Here is a 14,904-nt window from a genome sequence, read left to right on the forward strand (position 1 = left end):
CGGCCTCCCCGTTCCTTCCCGATGTGAAGGCGTGCCGATGGCCGCCCTCGCCGCTCCCCCGCGCTCCCGCTCCCCCGACGCCCTCGCCGGGTCGATCGAGCGCGTCACCTTCCACAACGCCGAGAGCGGGTTCTGCGTCCTGAAGGTCAAGGCGCGGGGCCGGCGCGACCTCGTGGCGGTGATCGGGCACGCGCCGGCCGTGGCGGCGGGCGAGTGGGTGACCGCCACCGGCGCCTGGGTCAGCGACCGCGAGCACGGGCTGCAATTCCGCGCCGATACGCTGGCGGCGACGCCGCCCACGGGCGTCGAGGGCATCGGCCGCTATCTCGCCTCGGGCCAGATGCGCGGCATCGGCCCCGAGATGGCCAAGCGCATCGTCGCGGCCTTCGGGGCCGACACTTTCGCGGTGATCGAGGCTTCACCTGAGCGCCTGACCGAGGTGCAGGGGATCGGCCCGACGCGGGCCGCGCGGATCACGGCGGCCTGGGCCGAGCACAAGGTGGTGCGGGAGATCATGGTCTTCCTGCACGCTCACGGCGTCGGCACCGCCCGGGCGGTCCGGATCTACAAGACCTACGGCACCGACTCGGTCGGGGTGATGACCGAGGATCCCTATCGGCTGGCCCGCGACGTGCGCGGCATCGGATTTCGTACCGCGGATTCGATCGCCGCAAAGCTCGGCCTGCCGCCGACCGCGCCCGCGCGCCTGCGCGCCGGCCTCGCCTACGCGCTCCAGGCGGCGATGGATGACGGCCACTGCGCCCTGCCGGTGCCGGACCTGATCGCGCGGGCCGCCGACCTGCTCTCGGTCGAGACGGGTCTCTTGCGCACAGCCCTGGTCGAGGAGATCGGCGGCGAGTCGGTGGTGATGGACACGATCGCCGACGTGCCCCACCTCTTCCTGCGCGGCCTGCACGCGGCGGAACGGACAATCGCCGAGCGGCTGGTCGCCCTCGACGACGCGCCGCTACCCTGGGACGAGGTCGACGCGCCGGCGGCGCTGGCGCGGGTCGAGGCCGCGACCGGCCGGGCGCTCTCGCCCTCGCAACGGGCGGCGGCCGCGACGCTGATGAGCGCCAAGGTCGCGGTGATGACCGGCGGGCCCGGGGTCGGCAAGACCAGCACGCTCGACGCGCTGCTGCGGATGCTCGACGAGGCCGGGGCCGCGGTGCTGCTCGCCGCCCCCACGGGCCGGGCCGCCAAGCGGATGAGCGAGCAGACCGGCCGCGAGGCGAAGACCATCCACCGCCTGCTCGAGATCGACCCGCGCCACGGCGGCTTCCAGCGGAACGAGCACTCGCCTTTGTCCTGCGATCTCCTGGTGCTGGACGAGGCCTCGATGATCGACGTGCCGCTGATGAACGCGCTCACCCGCGCCCTGCCGCGCCACGCCGCCCTCTGGCTCGTCGGCGACGTCGATCAATTGCCCTCGGTCGGCCCCGGCCGGGTGCTCGCCGACGTGATCGACTCGGGCCGCGTCGCGGTGGCGCGTCTCACCGAAGTGTTCCGCCAGGCCGCGGAGAGCCGCATCGTCACGGGCGCCCACCGGATCAATGCCGGGCAGATGCCGGAGGGCGCGGACACCCCCGACGGCGACTTCTTCGTGGTGCGGATCGACGATCCCGAGGCCGGGGCCGAGAAGCTGGTCGAGATCGTCACGCGCCGCATCCCGCGCCGCTTCGGCCTCGATCCGGTCCGCGACGTGCAGGTGCTCTGCCCGATGACCCGCGGGGCGCTCGGGAGCCGCCACCTCAACCAGGCGCTCCAGCGGGTGCTGAACCCGAACCCGCCGGTCTCGGTCGAGCGCTTCGGCTGGGTCTTCGCGCCCGGCGAGCGGGTGATGGTGGGCCAGAACGACTACGACCGCGAGGTCTTCAACGGCGATCTCGGGGTGGTGCTGCGGGTCGATCCCGAGGACGGCGTGCTCACGGCGGGATTCGAGGGCCGCGAGGTGACCTGGCCGTTCGAGGAGCTCGACGCCCTGAGCCCGGCCTACGCGATCACGATCCACAAGTCGCAAGGGTCGGAATATCCGGCGGTGGTGATCCCGGTGGCGCTCCAGCACTACACGATGCTCGCCCGCAACCTGCTCTATACGGGCGTGACCCGGGGCAAGCGGCTGGTAGTGCTGGTGGCCCAGACCCGCGCGGTAGCGATCGCGGTGCGGGGTGGGGCGAGGCCGCGGCACACGAAGCTGGCGGAGTGGCTGCAGAAGCCGGCGAGGAAGCGCCCGGGTCAGCCGCGACGCCAGCCCGGTCAGACAACCCTCTCCCCTTTCCCGGACGAGTGACACGAAGCGAAAGGAGATCCGGTCGTCCGGGAAAGAAGGGGATGATTCGCGAAATCCAGCCGGTCAATACCCCTTCTTCACCTCGGCGAGCGCCCGCGTCAGCCCGTCGGCCACCGTCTGCCGCTCCGTCGGGGAAGCGTCGCGGGCGACCAGCACCCGCTGGCCGCGCGAGACGAAGGACAGGGACAGGAGCCCGTATTCCTCATCCTCGACCTTGTGCAGCCGGGTCCAGAGCGGATTGAAGCGCCACTCGGCCCGCTCGCCGCGGTGGCTGACGCGCGCGACCAGCACCTCGATCTGGCTGATCACGACTTCCTCGAAGGAGCGGCCGCGGCGGGCGTTCAGCGTCAGCGCCAGCCACAGGGCAGCGATGTCGAGGCCGAAGAAGCCGGTGACCGGCCACATCCCCATCTGCAGGAAGGCGATGCCGGTGACCAGCGCGACGCCGCTGCAGGCCGCCATCACGACCCGGAAGCCGAGGCGCGACAGCGAGCAATGCGGCCGGATGGTCGCCGAGAAGACCGGGCGCTCGATCGCGTCCGGGTCACGCCCGTAGGGGTGCCGCGCGCGTGCGTCGTCCGGTGCCTTGCCGCTTGCCATGCGCACAATATAAGGCGCGCATGACTCGCCGGAAGCCGCCCGCCCCCGACAAAATCACCGCACCGGCCAAGGGCGGTCCCGCGAAGGGTGGTCTCGCCAAGGCGGGGCAGGTCAAGGCGGGGCTGGTCAAGCCCCTGACCGCCGGCGCCATCACGCCGGAGCCGGTCGACGCCGCGACGCTCGCCGAGATCTTCGCGCGCCTGAGCGCCGCCAACCCGGAGCCGCGCTCGGACCTCGAATACCTCAATCCCTACACGCTGCTCGTCGCGGTGGTGCTCTCGGCGCAGGCCACCGACAAGAGCGTCAACCTCGCCACCGCGCCGCTCTTCGCGCTCGCCGACAATCCGGCGGCGATGCTGGCGCTCGGCGAGGAGACGGTGCGCCACCACATCCGCACGATCGGGCTGTTCAACACCAAGGCCAAGAACGTCATCGCGCTCTCGCGCATCCTGATCGAGGAACATGGCGGCGCGGTGCCCCGCGCCCGCGAGCACCTGGAGGTGCTGCCCGGCGTCGGCAAGAAGACCGCGAGCGTCGTGCTCAACGTCGCCTTCGGCGAGCCGACCATCGCGGTCGACACCCACATCTTCCGGGTCTCGAACCGTGTGCCGCTGGCGCCCGGCTCCACAACCGACAAGGTCCAGGCCGGGCTGGAGGCGATCGTGCCCGAGCCCTACCGCCTCAACGCCCATCACTGGTTGATCCTGCACGGGCGCTACGTCTGCAAGGCGCGCAAACCCGAATGCTGGCGCTGCCCGATCGCCGACCTGTGCCGCTACCCGGACAAGACCCCCGGGCCCGGCTGAGGCCGCTCGCGCTTCCCTCCGGTCCGGAATCTGGTAATCTGGCGCCATGACTCCGCCCCGCCCCCTCGCGCGCCTGCTCGCCGTGGTGATCGTGCTGATCGCCGCGTGCCTCGGCGCGCCGCTGGTCGGGGTGTCGTCAGCGCAAGCCCATCAAGGGCATGCGCATCAGGGCCACGCCCATCACGGCCCGTCCCTCGACGCGCCCGCGGCGACGGCGCTGACGCTGGCCGAGGCCCGCGCGGCCGCGCAAGCGCCGCGCCTGACTGCCGCGGATCCGGACGAGGCACCGGCCGCCCGGCCCTGCAACGGGCTGTGCTGCCTGATGGGCGCCTCCTGCTGCGTGCCCGGGCTGCTGCCCGAGAGCCTGGCGGCGTTCCCGGGCGCCCGTCCGGCCCGCCGCCTCGCGACCGCCGAGGACGCGCTGCCCGCCGGCATCGCGCCGGATTCCCCCGCGCGACCCCCGCGGCCCTTCGCCTGACGCCCGCGCCCCGCGCCGGCGCGCCGCCCTGACCGGCGGACGCTCCCGCGGGCGCCCCTCGACGTCCGCTCGCGAAGGTTTTTCCCCCGATGTTTCCGTTCCGGTTGCCGGCCGCGCCGCGCGCGCTCGCCGTGGCGCTCGCCCTCACGGCGCTGCCGTTCCTGCCTGCCCCGATACAGGCCCACGAGGGCCACGACCATGGCGCGCCCCAGGCGCCGGTCTCGAAGACCATCGCGCCCCGCGGCGAGGCGGCCTCCGCCGCCTTCGAGCTGGTGGCGATCCCCCGGGGCGACGCCCTGGTGCTCTATCTCGACCGCTTCGCCACCGGCGAACCGATCGCAGACGCCACCCTGGAGGTCGAGACCCCGGCCGGTCCCGCGACGGCCGAGGCCGCCCCGGACGGAAGCTACCGCCTCGCCGCGCCGTGGCTCGCCAAGCGCGACCCCGGCCGAGATCACCTCGACCTCGTTGTCACGGTGACGGCGGGCGGCGAGGTGGACGTGCTGCCGCTGGCGGTCGCGCTGCCGAAGCCCGCCGAAGCCGCGGACGCTCGGCACGATCACGAGGGCGAGGGCTGGGTGCAGACGCTCGCCGAACGCCTGATCGACCGGCTCGCCGCGCGCGATCCCGGCGCCGGCCTCGCCGCCGCGGGCGGCTTCGTGCTCGGCTTGGTCGCGATGGGGCTGATGCGGGCCGGACGCCGCGCGCCGGTCGTCGCCGTGCTGGTGCTGGCCGCGAGCCTGGTGCTCGGCGCCACCGCTTTCGCGCATGAAGGGGATCATCCGGAGACCCGCGCCGCCTTCGTCCCGCCGCCCACCGACCTCGCCCAGCGCCTCTCCGACGGGGCGGTGTTCGTGCCCAAACCCACCCAGCGCCTGCTCTCCCTGCGCACGCAGATCGCGGCGGAGGGCGCGTTCCGCCGCACCGTGTCGCTGCCCGGCCGAATCATCCCGGACCCGAATGCCAGCGGCGTGGTACAATCCTCCGTCGGCGGGCGTCTGGCGCCGCCGCCCTCGGGCAGCTTCCCGCGCCTCGGCACCCGGGTGCGCCCGGGCGAGGTGCTGGCCCTCGTCACCCCGCCGGTGCAGCGGGTGGATCTCTCCGACATGCGCCAGCGCCAGGGCGAGCTCGACCAGCAGATCGCCATCGTCCAGCGCCGGGTCGACCGGTACCTCAAGCTTAGCCCTGGCGGCGCGGTCTCGCAGGTCCAGCTCGACGAGGCGCAGGACGAGCTGAAGGGCTTGAAGGACCGCCGCGGCGCCCTCGACCGCATCCGCCAGGATCCCGAAGTGCTGGTCGCCCCCGTCGGCGGGGTGATCGCGGAAGCCGCCGCAATCGCCGGCCAGATGGCCAATCCCGGCCAGATGGTCTTCCAGATCGTCGATCCGGCAAGGCTCTGGGTCGAGGCCCTGAGCTTCGACGCCCTGACTCCGGCATCCGACGCGACCGCCCGGCTCGCCGACGGGCGCAGCCTGCCGCTCGCCTACCAGGGCGCGGGGCTGGCCGACCGCAACCAGGCGATTCCGGTTCAGTTCGCGATTCAGAGCGGATCGGAGGGCCTGCGGGTCGGCCAGTTCGTCACCGTGCTCGCCGCCACCGACGCCGAGCAGAGCGGCCTCGCCCTGCCGCGGGGAAGCGTGGTGCGCACCGCCAACGGCCAGGACGTGGTCTACGCCCACACCGCCGCCGAGCGCTACGAGGCGAGGCCGGTGCGGGTCGCGCCCCTCGACGGGGCGCGGGTGCTGGTCGAGGCCGGGGTCAAGCCCGGCACCCGCGTGGTGGTCCAGGGCGCCGAGCTCCTGGACCAGGTCCGGTAGGGAGAGGCCGCGATGTTCTCCGTCCTGGTCACGCAATCCCTGCGCAACCGCCTGCTGGTCCTGGCGATCGCCGCCGTGCTGGTGCTGTACGGGGCGTTCAGCCTCACGCGGCTGCCGGTCGACGTCTTCCCTGACCTCAACCGTCCCACCGTCACCATCATGACCGAGGCCGAGGGCTACGCGCCCCCGGAGGTCGAGCAGATGGTGACCTACCCGATCGAAACCCGGCTCAACGGCCTACCCGGGGTGACCCGGCTGCGCTCGGTCTCGGGCGTCGGCCTGTCGGTGATCTACGTCGAGTTCGCCTGGGGCACCGACATCTACCGCAACCGCCAGCAGGTCGCCGAGCGGCTGGCCCTGGTCCAGGATCAGCTCCCCCGCGGGGTGACCTCGCAGATGGGCCCGGTCTCCTCGATCATGGGCCAGGTGCTGCTGATCGCGGTGACGGGCGAGAGCCTGTCGCCGATGGAGCTGCGCGAGACCGCCGACTTCGTGCTCAGGCCCCGCCTCCTTAACCTGCCGGGCGTGGCGCAGGTGATCCCGATCGGCGGCGAGGTGCGCCAGTTCCGCGTCGCGCCGAACCCGGCGGCGATGCGGGCGCTCGGGCTCACCAACGCCCAGCTCGACGCCGCGCTCCAGCAATTCGGCACCAATGCCGGCGGCGGCTTCACCGACCAGTATTCGCGCGAGTACCTGATCCGGAACCTCGCCCGCACGATGAGCCTGGAGGATCTGCGCGACCTCGTGGTGGGGGCCACGGGCAACGCCCCGGTGCGCCTGCGCCAGGTGGCGGAGGTCTCCTTCGCGGCCAAGGCCAAGCGCGGCGAGGGCGGCTACCAGGGCAAGCCGGCGGTGATCGTCTCGGTCGAGAAGCAGCCCGACGTCGACACCGTGGCGCTGACCCGCAGCATCGAGGCGGCGCTGAAGGACATCGCGCCCTCGCTGCCCGCCGGCATCTCGGCGGACAAGATCCTGTTTCGCCAGGCCGACTTCATCGAGACCTCGATCGCCAACGTCGAGCGGGTGCTGGTCGAGGCGATCGCCGTGGTGGCGATCGTGCTGTTCTGCTTCCTCTTGAACGTCCGCACCACCCTGATCTCGCTGACGGCAATCCCCGTGTCGATCCTGACGACGGCGCTGGTGTTCCATCTCCTCGGGCTGTCGATCAACACCATGACGCTCGGCGGGCTCGCCATCGCGATCGGCGAGCTCGTCGACGACGCGGTGGTCGACGTCGAGAACATCTTCCGGCGGCTGCGCGAGAACCGGGCCGCCGGCAACCCGCGCTCGGTCTTCGAGGTCGTGGTCGCGGCCTCGAACGAGGTGCGCTCCGGCATCGTCTACGCGACCGCGATCATCGTCCTGGTCTTCGTGCCGCTGTTTGCCCTCTCGGGCATCGAGGGGCGGCTCTTCGCGCCGCTCGGCCAGGCCTACATCGTGTCGATCCTGGCGAGCCTCGTCGTCTCGATCACCCTGACGCCGGTCCTCGCCTCCTGGTTGCTGCCCGGGATGAAGAGCCTGGATGAGCACGAAAGCCGCTTCATCCGGGCGCTCAAGCGCGCCAACGCCGCCGCGCTCCGGATCGTGTTCCGCCACCAGCGGATCCTCGTCGGCGCGGTCGCCGCCCTCGTGGTGGGCGCGGGCGTCGCCGCCGCCCAGCTGCCGCGGGCCTTCCTGCCGCCGTTCAACGAGGGCTCGTTCACCGTCACCATGGCCTTCACCCCCGGCATCTCGCTGCCCGAGAGCAGCCGGGTGGGCTCGATCGCCGAGCGGCTCCTGATGGAGATCCCGGAGGTCGCGGCGGTCGGCCGGCGCACCGGCCGGGCCGAACTCGACGAGCACGCCGAGGGCGTCCATTCCTCCGATCTCGAGGTGGCGCTCAAAGGCGGCGGCCGGCCGAAGGCGGACCTCGTGGCCGAGATCCGGAACCGGCTCGCGGTGCTGCCGGTCTCGGTCAATGTCGGGCAGCCGATCTCGCACCGGCTCGATCACATGCTCTCCGGCGTCCGGGCCGAGATCGCCCTCAAGATCTTCGGCGAGGACCTGGACGGCTTGCGCCGGGTGGCGGCAGGTCTCCAGGAGCGGATGCGGGCGATCCCGGGCCTCGCCGACCTCCAGGTCGAGAAGCAGACCCGGATCCCGCAGCTCGAGATCCGGGTCGATTACGGACGGGCGGCGCTCTACGGCGTGCAGCCGGCGGCGGTCGTCGAGCAGATCAGCCGGCTCTCCAACGGCCGCCTCGTCTCAACGGTGGTCGACGGCTACCGCCGCTTCGAGGTGGTGCTGCGGCTCCCCGAGGCGCAGCGCACCACCGCGGGTCTCGGCGACCTCCTGATCGAGACGCCGTCGGGCTGGGTGCCGGCGCGCCAGGTCGCCGACATCCGCGAGACCGACGGCCCGAACCAGATCCTGCGCGAGAACGGCCGCCGGCGCCTCGTCGTGATGGCGAACACCACCGCGGGGTCCGACATGGCGGAGATCGTCGCCGCGATCCGGAGGACTATCGCCGCCGAGACCCTGCCGCCGGGGGTCTTTGCCAGCCTCGAGGGCACGTTCCAGGCGCAGGAGGAGGCGAGCCGTACCATCGGGGCGCTGTCGCTCGTCTCGCTCGGGCTGATCTTCGCGCTGCTCGCCAGCCGCTACCGCTCGGGGGCGCTCGCGCTCATCATCCTCGGCAGCGTGCCGCTGGCGCTCATCGGCTCGGTGGCGGCCCTGTGGCTCGCGGGGCAGCCGCTCTCGGTCGCCTCGATGATCGGCTTCATCACGCTCACCGGCATCGCGGCCCGCAACGGCATCCTAAAAGTCAGCCACACCCTGAACCTCGCCCTCCACGAGGGCGTGCCGTTCGGCCCCGACCTCGTGGTGCGCGCGAGCCTGGAGCGGCTGACCCCGGTGCTGATGACCGCGCTCTCGGCCGGCGTCGCCCTGGTGCCGCTCCTCTACGATGCGGCGAGCCCCGGCAAGGAGATCCTGCACCCGGTCGCGGTGACGATCTTCGGCGGGCTCGTCAGCGCCACCCTGCTCGACGCGCTGCTGACCCCGGTGCTGCTCCTGCGCTTCGGCCGCAAGCCGCTGGAGCGCCTGATGGCGGCCCGCGAGACCGCGACGCGCAGGGCGCCCGCGGGCGCCGCGCCAGCCGACCTCTACTGAATCCCCCTCACGCCACGAGAGACGCGATGCCGTTCAGACGAATCCTCACCGCCGGCGCCCTGGCCCTCGCCCTGCCGCTCTGCGCGCGCCACGCCTGCGCCCATGACGGCACCGGGCACAATGGCGGCCGCGTGGCCGATGCCGGGCCCTACCACATCGAGCTGGTGACGAAGGACAGGACCGTCGAGGTCACGATCTACGACGCCAAGGAGAAAGCCGTCTCTCCCGCCGGCTTCAAGGGCACGGCGATCCTGGTCGTCGGCGGCAAGCCCGCCCGCGTGGTCCTGACCCCGGCCGCGGCGCGGCTCACCGGCGAGGCCGAGGTGGCGCTCGGCGCGAACCCGAAGGGCGTGGTGCAGATCACCGGTCCGGACGGTGCGGCGGCGAGCGGGAAGTTCAACTGAGCGGGGAATCCGGTGGTGGGAGCGGCGGGGACTCTTGCCGTCACGCCCCTCCCCTTTCCGGGCCCGGAAAGGGTGAAACGTGTCAGGGTCTGTTCGAGTCGGTCGGCGGAATCGCTACCCTCCTGGTCATTCCGGGGCCGCGTACCGGAGCCCGGAATGACCAGGAGGGTGTGGACATCGCGAGAGACAAATCGATCAGAGTCTCGACAGCGACCGTCCGATCACGCCGCCTGCCGCAGCACCTGCGCCGCCACGAAGGCCTGAATATTGCGCACCGTCGAGAAGACCTCGCGGCCGAGCAGGTGCTCCGGGAACTCGACGTCGAAATGTTCTTCCAGGTCCATCATCACCTGGACCGCGCCGAACGAGTCGAGCCCGTTGTCGAACAGGCAATCGTCGTCCGAGAGACGGGCGATGTTGCGGGCGAGGGTGCCGTGGCGCGCCAGGATCACCCGGATTTCATCGGCAGACACCATCGCTCGTCCTCGCTCTCGTCATGGCCAAGCTTAGACAGACACAAGCCGGAAATCAAACCCGTTTCGCGGCTCCTGTCGTCCCTCGGTAGTTTCGCCGCACCACCCGGCACCGATCCTGCGCACTGGAGCACGAGCCTCGGCCCGGCATCCCCGGACCGGACAGGATTGTTCGAGAACGGCACGGGTGGCGGGCGATGCGCGGAGGCGAGGGATCGAAGCGGTTCGAGGCGCTGGATGCCGGGCGGGGGGTCTGCGCCCTCGCGGTCGCGTTCTTCCACATGCCGCTGGCGCATCCGTGGCAGCAGCAGGCCTGGTTCCCGAACCTGCAACTCTGCGTCGACGTGTTCTTCGTGCTGTCGGGCTTCGTGCTGCTGCACGCCTACGGCGACCGGCTGGCGACGGGCCGGCAGGTCCTGCGCTTCGGGCTGATGCGCCTCGGCCGGCTCTGGCCGCTGCACGCCGCGACGCTCGGGCTCCTGGTCCTGCTCGAAGGGCTGCGCGTCCTCGCCCTCGCCCACCATGCCGGCGCCCCGGTCGCGACGCCGCCCTTCGGGCCCGAGCACCGGCCGGTCGAGATCGTCACCCACCTCTTGCTGCTGCAGAACTTCCGCACCTTCGGCGAGTACAGCTGGAACTTCCCGTCCTGGAGCATCGCGGTCGAGTTCTGGGCCTCGATCCTGCTGGCGGGAATCGTGATGGTGGCGGGCCCCAGGCACCGCCTCGTCTTCGCCGGGCTCGCCGGCGTCTCCGCGCTCGCCCTGTGGTGGTCGAGCCCGCGCACGCTGTTCGTGATCCAGAACTTCGGCATCGTGCGCTGCCTGTTCGACCTGTTCCTCGGCTGCCTCGTCTACACCCTGCGCGACGGCTTGCGCCTGCCGCGCCGAGCCGCGACCCCGGCCGAGATCCTGGCGATTCTCGTCCTGCCGGCCCTCGTGCTGCTGCTCCCGCAAGGCCCCCTCGGCTACGGCGCGAGCCTCGCCTTCGCGGCGATGATCGCGCTGTTCTCGCACCAGGGCGGCGCCGTGTCGGACCTCGCCCGGACCCGGGTTCCGCAGCGCCTCGGCTTGTGGTCGTTCTCGATCTACCTCCTGCACCTTCCGGCGATCCAGGTCTTCATGGCGACGGTCCACGCGATCGAGGCGCGCACCGGGCTGGCCCTCACGGTGGTGCACGGGCACGACCGCGTCGTCGATTTCGGATCCGGGACTGCCAACCTCGCGGCCGCCGCCGCATTGGTGGCGCTCACGGTGCCGCTCGCCGCCCTCAGTCACCGGTTCGTCGAGCGCCCGGCGCTCGCCTGGTTCAAGCGCATCGACGCCGGCCTCGCCGCACCCGCCGCCCGCGCCCCGGAGTCCATGGCCGCCCTGGCATCGCGCTGAACGACGCGGCCTGTCTCAGTTTGGGATGGCCCGGCGGCGGAAACGGCTGCCGGATCGGTAACCGAATGACGATTAAGTTCCTCATCGTGCCCTGCCGGATCAGGGATGGTTGAGGAGCGGACCCCGTCTGGAGACGATTGTCCCCGGCGCCCGCGATCGGCCCGCATGACGGACGAGCGGAGCAGATTTCCGCATGGCCAGACAGTCAATCGGAAGTCGCATGAGGCAGGGACACCAGATGTCGACGGCAGAGCCCGCCGCGGCCATCCCCCGCAGGACCGGCGGCACGCTGGCGGACCTGTGGGGATCGGCCCGCCGGCGCGCGGTGTGGATCGTCGCGAGCGCCGGCGTGATGGCGTCGCTCGGGGGGCTCTACGCGCTGCGGCAGGTGCCGACCTACCGCGCGACGGTCGAGCTCCTGATCGACCCGCAGGCGCTCCAGATCGTCGGGCGCGGCCTGTCGCGCCCGGACGCGCCGGCCCAGCTCGACTTCGCCAACCTCGAGAGCCAGGGGCTCGTCCTGCTCTCGGGCAAGCTCCTCGACCCGGTGATCGCGCAGCTCGGCCTCGCGACGGACCCGGTGCTGGTCCGGGGCGCCCCGCCCGGCGCCGATCCGGCGGTGGTCGCCCTCGAGGCCCTGCGCAAGCGCATCGTAGTGCGCCGGGTCGACAACTCGTTCAACTTCCAGCTCACCGTCGCCTATCCGGACGCGCGGCGCGCGGCCGAGATCGCCAACACCGTCGCGGCGCAGTTCTTCGAGGTCGGCGCCCGGGACCGGGTCTCGGTGGTGCGCCGGGCCAACGAGGCGCTGCTGACCCAGGCCGCCGACCTGCGCGCCCAGCTCAACCGGGCCGACGTGGCGGTGGAGCGCTACCGAGCCGAGAAGGGGCTGATCGGCTCCGGCGAAGCCGGCCTCCTGGTGTCGCAGCAGATCAAGGAGCTCTACGCCCAGATCACCGTCGCGGAGACCAACGTCGCCCGGCTCTCGTCCCGGCGCGAGCAGGTGCGCCAGCTGCGCGCGCCCGACGGCCAGGTCCAGGCGGTACCGGAGGCCGACACCTCGCCCGTGATGGTCTCGCTGCGCACCCAGTACGCCCAGACCCTCCAGGAGACCGCGACCCTGTCGCGCAGCCTCGGGCCGAGCCACCCGCAGATGATCGCGCTCGCAGCCCAGCGCGCCGCGACCGCGCGGCTGATCGCCCTGGAGGCCGAGCGGATCCGCCGCACCATCGAGGAGGACCTGCGCCGCTCCGAGGAGTCGCTGCGCCAGCTGCGCGGCCGGGCCGAGCGGCTGATCCAGAACCAGACCAGCAGCAACCAGGAGGGCATCCGCCTGCGCCAGCTCGAGAGCGAGGCGGAGGCGATCCGGCGCACCTACAACCTCGTCCTCGACCGGACGAAGGACCTGGAGCAGCAGCAATCGATCAACCCGAGCAACTCGCAGATCGTGTCGCGCGCCACCCCGCCCTTGAAGCCCTCGGACACCCCGGCGCCGGTAGTGGTGGTGGCCGCCGGGCTGTTCGGCGCCGTGCTCGGGCTGATCCTCGGCTTCCTCTACGATCTCTGGCGCGGCAACATCACGACCGTCTCGGGGTTCGGCACCGCGGCGCCGGTCTGGGCGCGCCTGCAACGGCGGGGCCGGGGCGGGACCAGCGCCGAGGAGGCGCTCGTCACCGCGGCGCGCGAATTGCGCAACCGCTTCGCCGGCCGCGGCCAGCCGGTGATCGTCACCGTGGCCTCGGACGGGCTCGCATCCGAGCGCCTGCACGCGGCGGAGATCCTCGCCGACCTGCTGGTGCGCCTCGGCGAGCCGGCCCTGATGGTGCCCGAGCAGGCCTATGCCCGCCTCGGCTTCGGCGACGGCCCGTGCACCGACGCGCCCGTGCGCGGCCAGATCGCCGTGATCGAGCCCGTCCGCGGGATCGAGCGCATGGCCCGGCCCGAGATCATCGTGGCGGAGCGCGACCTCGCCCGCGGCGACGGCTGGCTCTCGATCCCCGAGACCTCCGACGCGATCCTCCTCGTCGTCGCCCCCGGGCGGATGACCCGCAGCCGCCTGGAACGCCTGCTCGAGACCCTGGACGGCGCCGGCCGGTTCCGGGCGCAGGGGCTGTTCGGCCTCGTCACGGTCGAGGCGCGGCGGGCCATCACCCGGCCCAGGCGGGTGCCGGCGCGGGCGGTGACCGGGCAGGTCCGGGCGGCATGAATGCCGGCCTGGATGTCGGCCTGGCGCCCTCGGCCGCGCCCGCCGCCGATTGGCGCGCGCCTCTCCAGGGCCGGGTCGCGTTCGCGGTGCTGGTCGGCGCGCTCGTCTTCAACGCCGCGCTCTGCTTCCTCAACACCGCCGGGTTCCCGGTCAGCGGCGGCACCGTCATTGGCGCCGAGGTGGCGATCATCGCCGTCACCCTGGGCTTTGCCCTCGACGAGCGTCCGGGCCCGTGGCTCGTCCTCGCCGGGCTCGTGACCTACGGGCTGCTCCTCGTCACCCTGCGCGGCAACCCCGACGTCAAGGGCATCCGCGACTTCCTGATCCCGGTCGTGTTCTACGGCCTCGGCACCCGCAGCCCGTCCCTGCGCGACGCCGACCGGGTGGTGCTGGCCAGCGGCATCATCGTGGTGGTGATGGGTTTGTTCGAGTACGGCCTGTTCGACGTCTACCAGCAATACTTCAACATCGTCCGCTACTACGTCGCCCGCGGCAGCATGTCGGCGTCGGAGATCAGCGAGCTGACCGGCTCGCTGTTCACCTCGGGCATCCGGCCGGATTCCCGCTCCATCCTGCCGTTCCTCGGGCCGCACCGGGTCTCGTCGGTCTTCCTCGAGCCGGTCTCGGCCGGCAATTTCGGCGCCGTGCTGTTCGCCTGGGCGCTCTACCGGCGCACCATGCGCGGGCGCATCTGGCTGTTCCTCTGCGCCGCCATCACCATCATCCTGGCCGATGCGCGCTTCGGCGCCTACGTCTGCGTCGCCATCGCCGGGGCGATGCTGGTGGGCTACCGCCTGCCGCGCCTGCTGTGGATCGCCCTGCCGTTCACGATCCTGCTCGCGCTCGCGGTCTACGGCTTCGAGAGCCTCCAGACGAGCTGGCAGAACGACATGGCGGGCCGCCTGCTCTGGGCCGCGCTCCTCATCACCTCCCTGCCGCCCGAGGGCGTGTGGGGCATCATGCCCGACAAGATATTCCTGTCGGATTCCGGCTACGCCTACACCCTGACCCAGCTCGGGGTGGTGGGCGCGCTGGTCGCCTGGGGCCTGTTCGTCCTGATGCCGGCGCGCAACCCCGACGGCTGGCGCCTGCGCTGCGCGATGGCGATCTATCTCTGTCTGCTCCTCGTCATCAGCGACTCGCCGTACTCGATCAAGACCGCCGCGCTGGTGTGGTTCATGATGGGAGTGGCGGACGGGGCGGGGCCGGAGGAGGCGGGGCGTTAACCCGGTCTTAAGCAAAGGTCCGTCCAGGATACGGCACGCGTGTACCGTCCGTCCGGCCGGTGCTCGCGGGCG

11 protein-coding genes are annotated in these 14,904 nt (G+C 72.1%); 9 read left to right on the forward strand and 2 right to left on the reverse strand.

The annotated features are described in order from the left end of the window. Nucleotides 1-37: 37 nt before the first annotated feature. Nucleotides 38-2,290: an SF1B family DNA helicase RecD2 gene (recD2, locus tag ACS5PV_RS19825; protein WP_455397099.1), complete on the forward strand. Its 2,253-nt coding sequence runs from the start codon at nucleotides 38-40 to the stop codon at nucleotides 2,288-2,290. 63 nt (nucleotides 2,291-2,353) lie between these two features. Here the strand turns inward: recD2 and ACS5PV_RS19830 are convergent, their stop codons facing one another. Further along, nucleotides 2,354-2,890 carry a DUF2244 domain-containing protein gene (locus tag ACS5PV_RS19830; protein ID WP_455397056.1) on the reverse strand — a complete coding sequence of 179 codons (537 nt, stop codon included), beginning with the start codon at nucleotides 2,888-2,890 and terminating at the stop codon, nucleotides 2,354-2,356. A 20-nt stretch (nucleotides 2,891-2,910) separates the two neighbouring features. Here ACS5PV_RS19830 and nth point away from each other — a divergent pair, with 20 nt between their 5' ends. From nth to ACS5PV_RS19855, 5 genes are all read left to right on the forward strand, one after another. Continuing rightward, nucleotides 2,911-3,696 carry an endonuclease III gene (nth, locus tag ACS5PV_RS19835; RefSeq protein ID WP_455397057.1) on the forward strand — a complete coding sequence of 262 codons (786 nt, stop codon included), beginning with the start codon at nucleotides 2,911-2,913 and terminating at the stop codon, nucleotides 3,694-3,696. A 46-nt stretch (nucleotides 3,697-3,742) separates the two neighbouring features. Continuing rightward, on the forward strand, nucleotides 3,743-4,174 hold the full coding sequence (locus tag ACS5PV_RS19840; protein WP_455397058.1) for a hypothetical protein: 432 nt from the start codon (nucleotides 3,743-3,745) through the stop codon (nucleotides 4,172-4,174). Nucleotides 4,175-4,263: 89 nt separating this feature from the next. Continuing rightward, nucleotides 4,264-5,991 carry an efflux RND transporter periplasmic adaptor subunit gene (locus tag ACS5PV_RS19845; protein ID WP_455397059.1) on the forward strand — a complete coding sequence of 576 codons (1,728 nt, stop codon included), beginning with the start codon at nucleotides 4,264-4,266 and terminating at the stop codon, nucleotides 5,989-5,991. Between the two features lie 12 nt (nucleotides 5,992-6,003). After that, a complete protein-coding gene (locus tag ACS5PV_RS19850; protein WP_455397060.1) occupies nucleotides 6,004-9,141 on the forward strand; it encodes an efflux RND transporter permease subunit in 3,138 nt (1,045 codons plus the stop codon). Between the two features lie 26 nt (nucleotides 9,142-9,167). Beyond that, on the forward strand, nucleotides 9,168-9,545 hold the full coding sequence (locus ACS5PV_RS19855; protein ID WP_455397061.1) for a hypothetical protein: 378 nt from the start codon (nucleotides 9,168-9,170) through the stop codon (nucleotides 9,543-9,545). Between the two features lie 221 nt (nucleotides 9,546-9,766). Here the strand turns inward: ACS5PV_RS19855 and ACS5PV_RS19860 are convergent, their stop codons facing one another. Continuing rightward, nucleotides 9,767-10,021 (reverse strand): acyl carrier protein, encoded by a 255-nt coding sequence (locus tag ACS5PV_RS19860; RefSeq protein ID WP_455397062.1) that lies wholly within the window; start codon nucleotides 10,019-10,021, stop codon nucleotides 9,767-9,769. 194 nt (nucleotides 10,022-10,215) lie between these two features. Here ACS5PV_RS19860 and ACS5PV_RS19865 point away from each other — a divergent pair, with 194 nt between their 5' ends. The 3 genes from ACS5PV_RS19865 to ACS5PV_RS19875 all read left to right on the forward strand — a co-directional run bounded on the left by ACS5PV_RS19865 (nucleotide 10,216) and on the right by ACS5PV_RS19875 (nucleotide 14,832). Then, on the forward strand, nucleotides 10,216-11,400 hold the full coding sequence (locus ACS5PV_RS19865) for an acyltransferase family protein (protein WP_455397063.1): 1,185 nt from the start codon (nucleotides 10,216-10,218) through the stop codon (nucleotides 11,398-11,400). Nucleotides 11,401-11,638: 238 nt separating this feature from the next. After that, complete coding sequence (locus ACS5PV_RS19870; RefSeq protein WP_455397064.1) at nucleotides 11,639-13,606, forward strand: GumC family protein; 1,968 nt, start codon at nucleotides 11,639-11,641, stop codon at nucleotides 13,604-13,606. After that, nucleotides 13,603-14,832 carry a UDP-phosphate alpha N-acetylglucosaminyltransferase gene (locus ACS5PV_RS19875; RefSeq protein ID WP_455397065.1) on the forward strand — a complete coding sequence of 410 codons (1,230 nt, stop codon included), beginning with the start codon at nucleotides 13,603-13,605 and terminating at the stop codon, nucleotides 14,830-14,832. Before ACS5PV_RS19870 ends, ACS5PV_RS19875 begins: the two co-directional genes overlap by 4 nt. Nucleotides 14,833-14,904: the final 72 nt, after the last annotated feature.

It is taken from the genome of Methylobacterium sp. Gmos1, from assembly GCF_053764715.1.

What these genes read in the sequence shown, in the direction of transcription:
- nth (WP_455397057.1), top strand. Translation starts at nt 2,911, where the DNA reads ATGACTCGCCGGAAGCCGCCCGCCCCCGACAAAATCACCGCACCGGCC.
- ACS5PV_RS19860 (WP_455397062.1), bottom strand. Translation starts at nt 10,021, where the DNA reads ATGGTGTCTGCCGATGAAATCCGGGTGATCCTGGCGCGCCACGGCACC.
- ACS5PV_RS19850 (WP_455397060.1), top strand. Translation starts at nt 6,004, where the DNA reads ATGTTCTCCGTCCTGGTCACGCAATCCCTGCGCAACCGCCTGCTGGTC.
- recD2 (WP_455397099.1), top strand. Translation starts at nt 38, where the DNA reads ATGGCCGCCCTCGCCGCTCCCCCGCGCTCCCGCTCCCCCGACGCCCTC.
- ACS5PV_RS19840 (WP_455397058.1), top strand. Translation starts at nt 3,743, where the DNA reads ATGACTCCGCCCCGCCCCCTCGCGCGCCTGCTCGCCGTGGTGATCGTG.
- ACS5PV_RS19875 (WP_455397065.1), top strand. Translation starts at nt 13,603, where the DNA reads ATGAATGCCGGCCTGGATGTCGGCCTGGCGCCCTCGGCCGCGCCCGCC.
- ACS5PV_RS19870 (WP_455397064.1), top strand. Translation starts at nt 11,639, where the DNA reads ATGTCGACGGCAGAGCCCGCCGCGGCCATCCCCCGCAGGACCGGCGGC.
- ACS5PV_RS19845 (WP_455397059.1), top strand. Translation starts at nt 4,264, where the DNA reads ATGTTTCCGTTCCGGTTGCCGGCCGCGCCGCGCGCGCTCGCCGTGGCG.
- ACS5PV_RS19865 (WP_455397063.1), top strand. Translation starts at nt 10,216, where the DNA reads ATGCGCGGAGGCGAGGGATCGAAGCGGTTCGAGGCGCTGGATGCCGGG.
- ACS5PV_RS19830 (WP_455397056.1), bottom strand. Translation starts at nt 2,890, where the DNA reads ATGGCAAGCGGCAAGGCACCGGACGACGCACGCGCGCGGCACCCCTAC.
- ACS5PV_RS19855 (WP_455397061.1), top strand. Translation starts at nt 9,168, where the DNA reads ATGCCGTTCAGACGAATCCTCACCGCCGGCGCCCTGGCCCTCGCCCTG.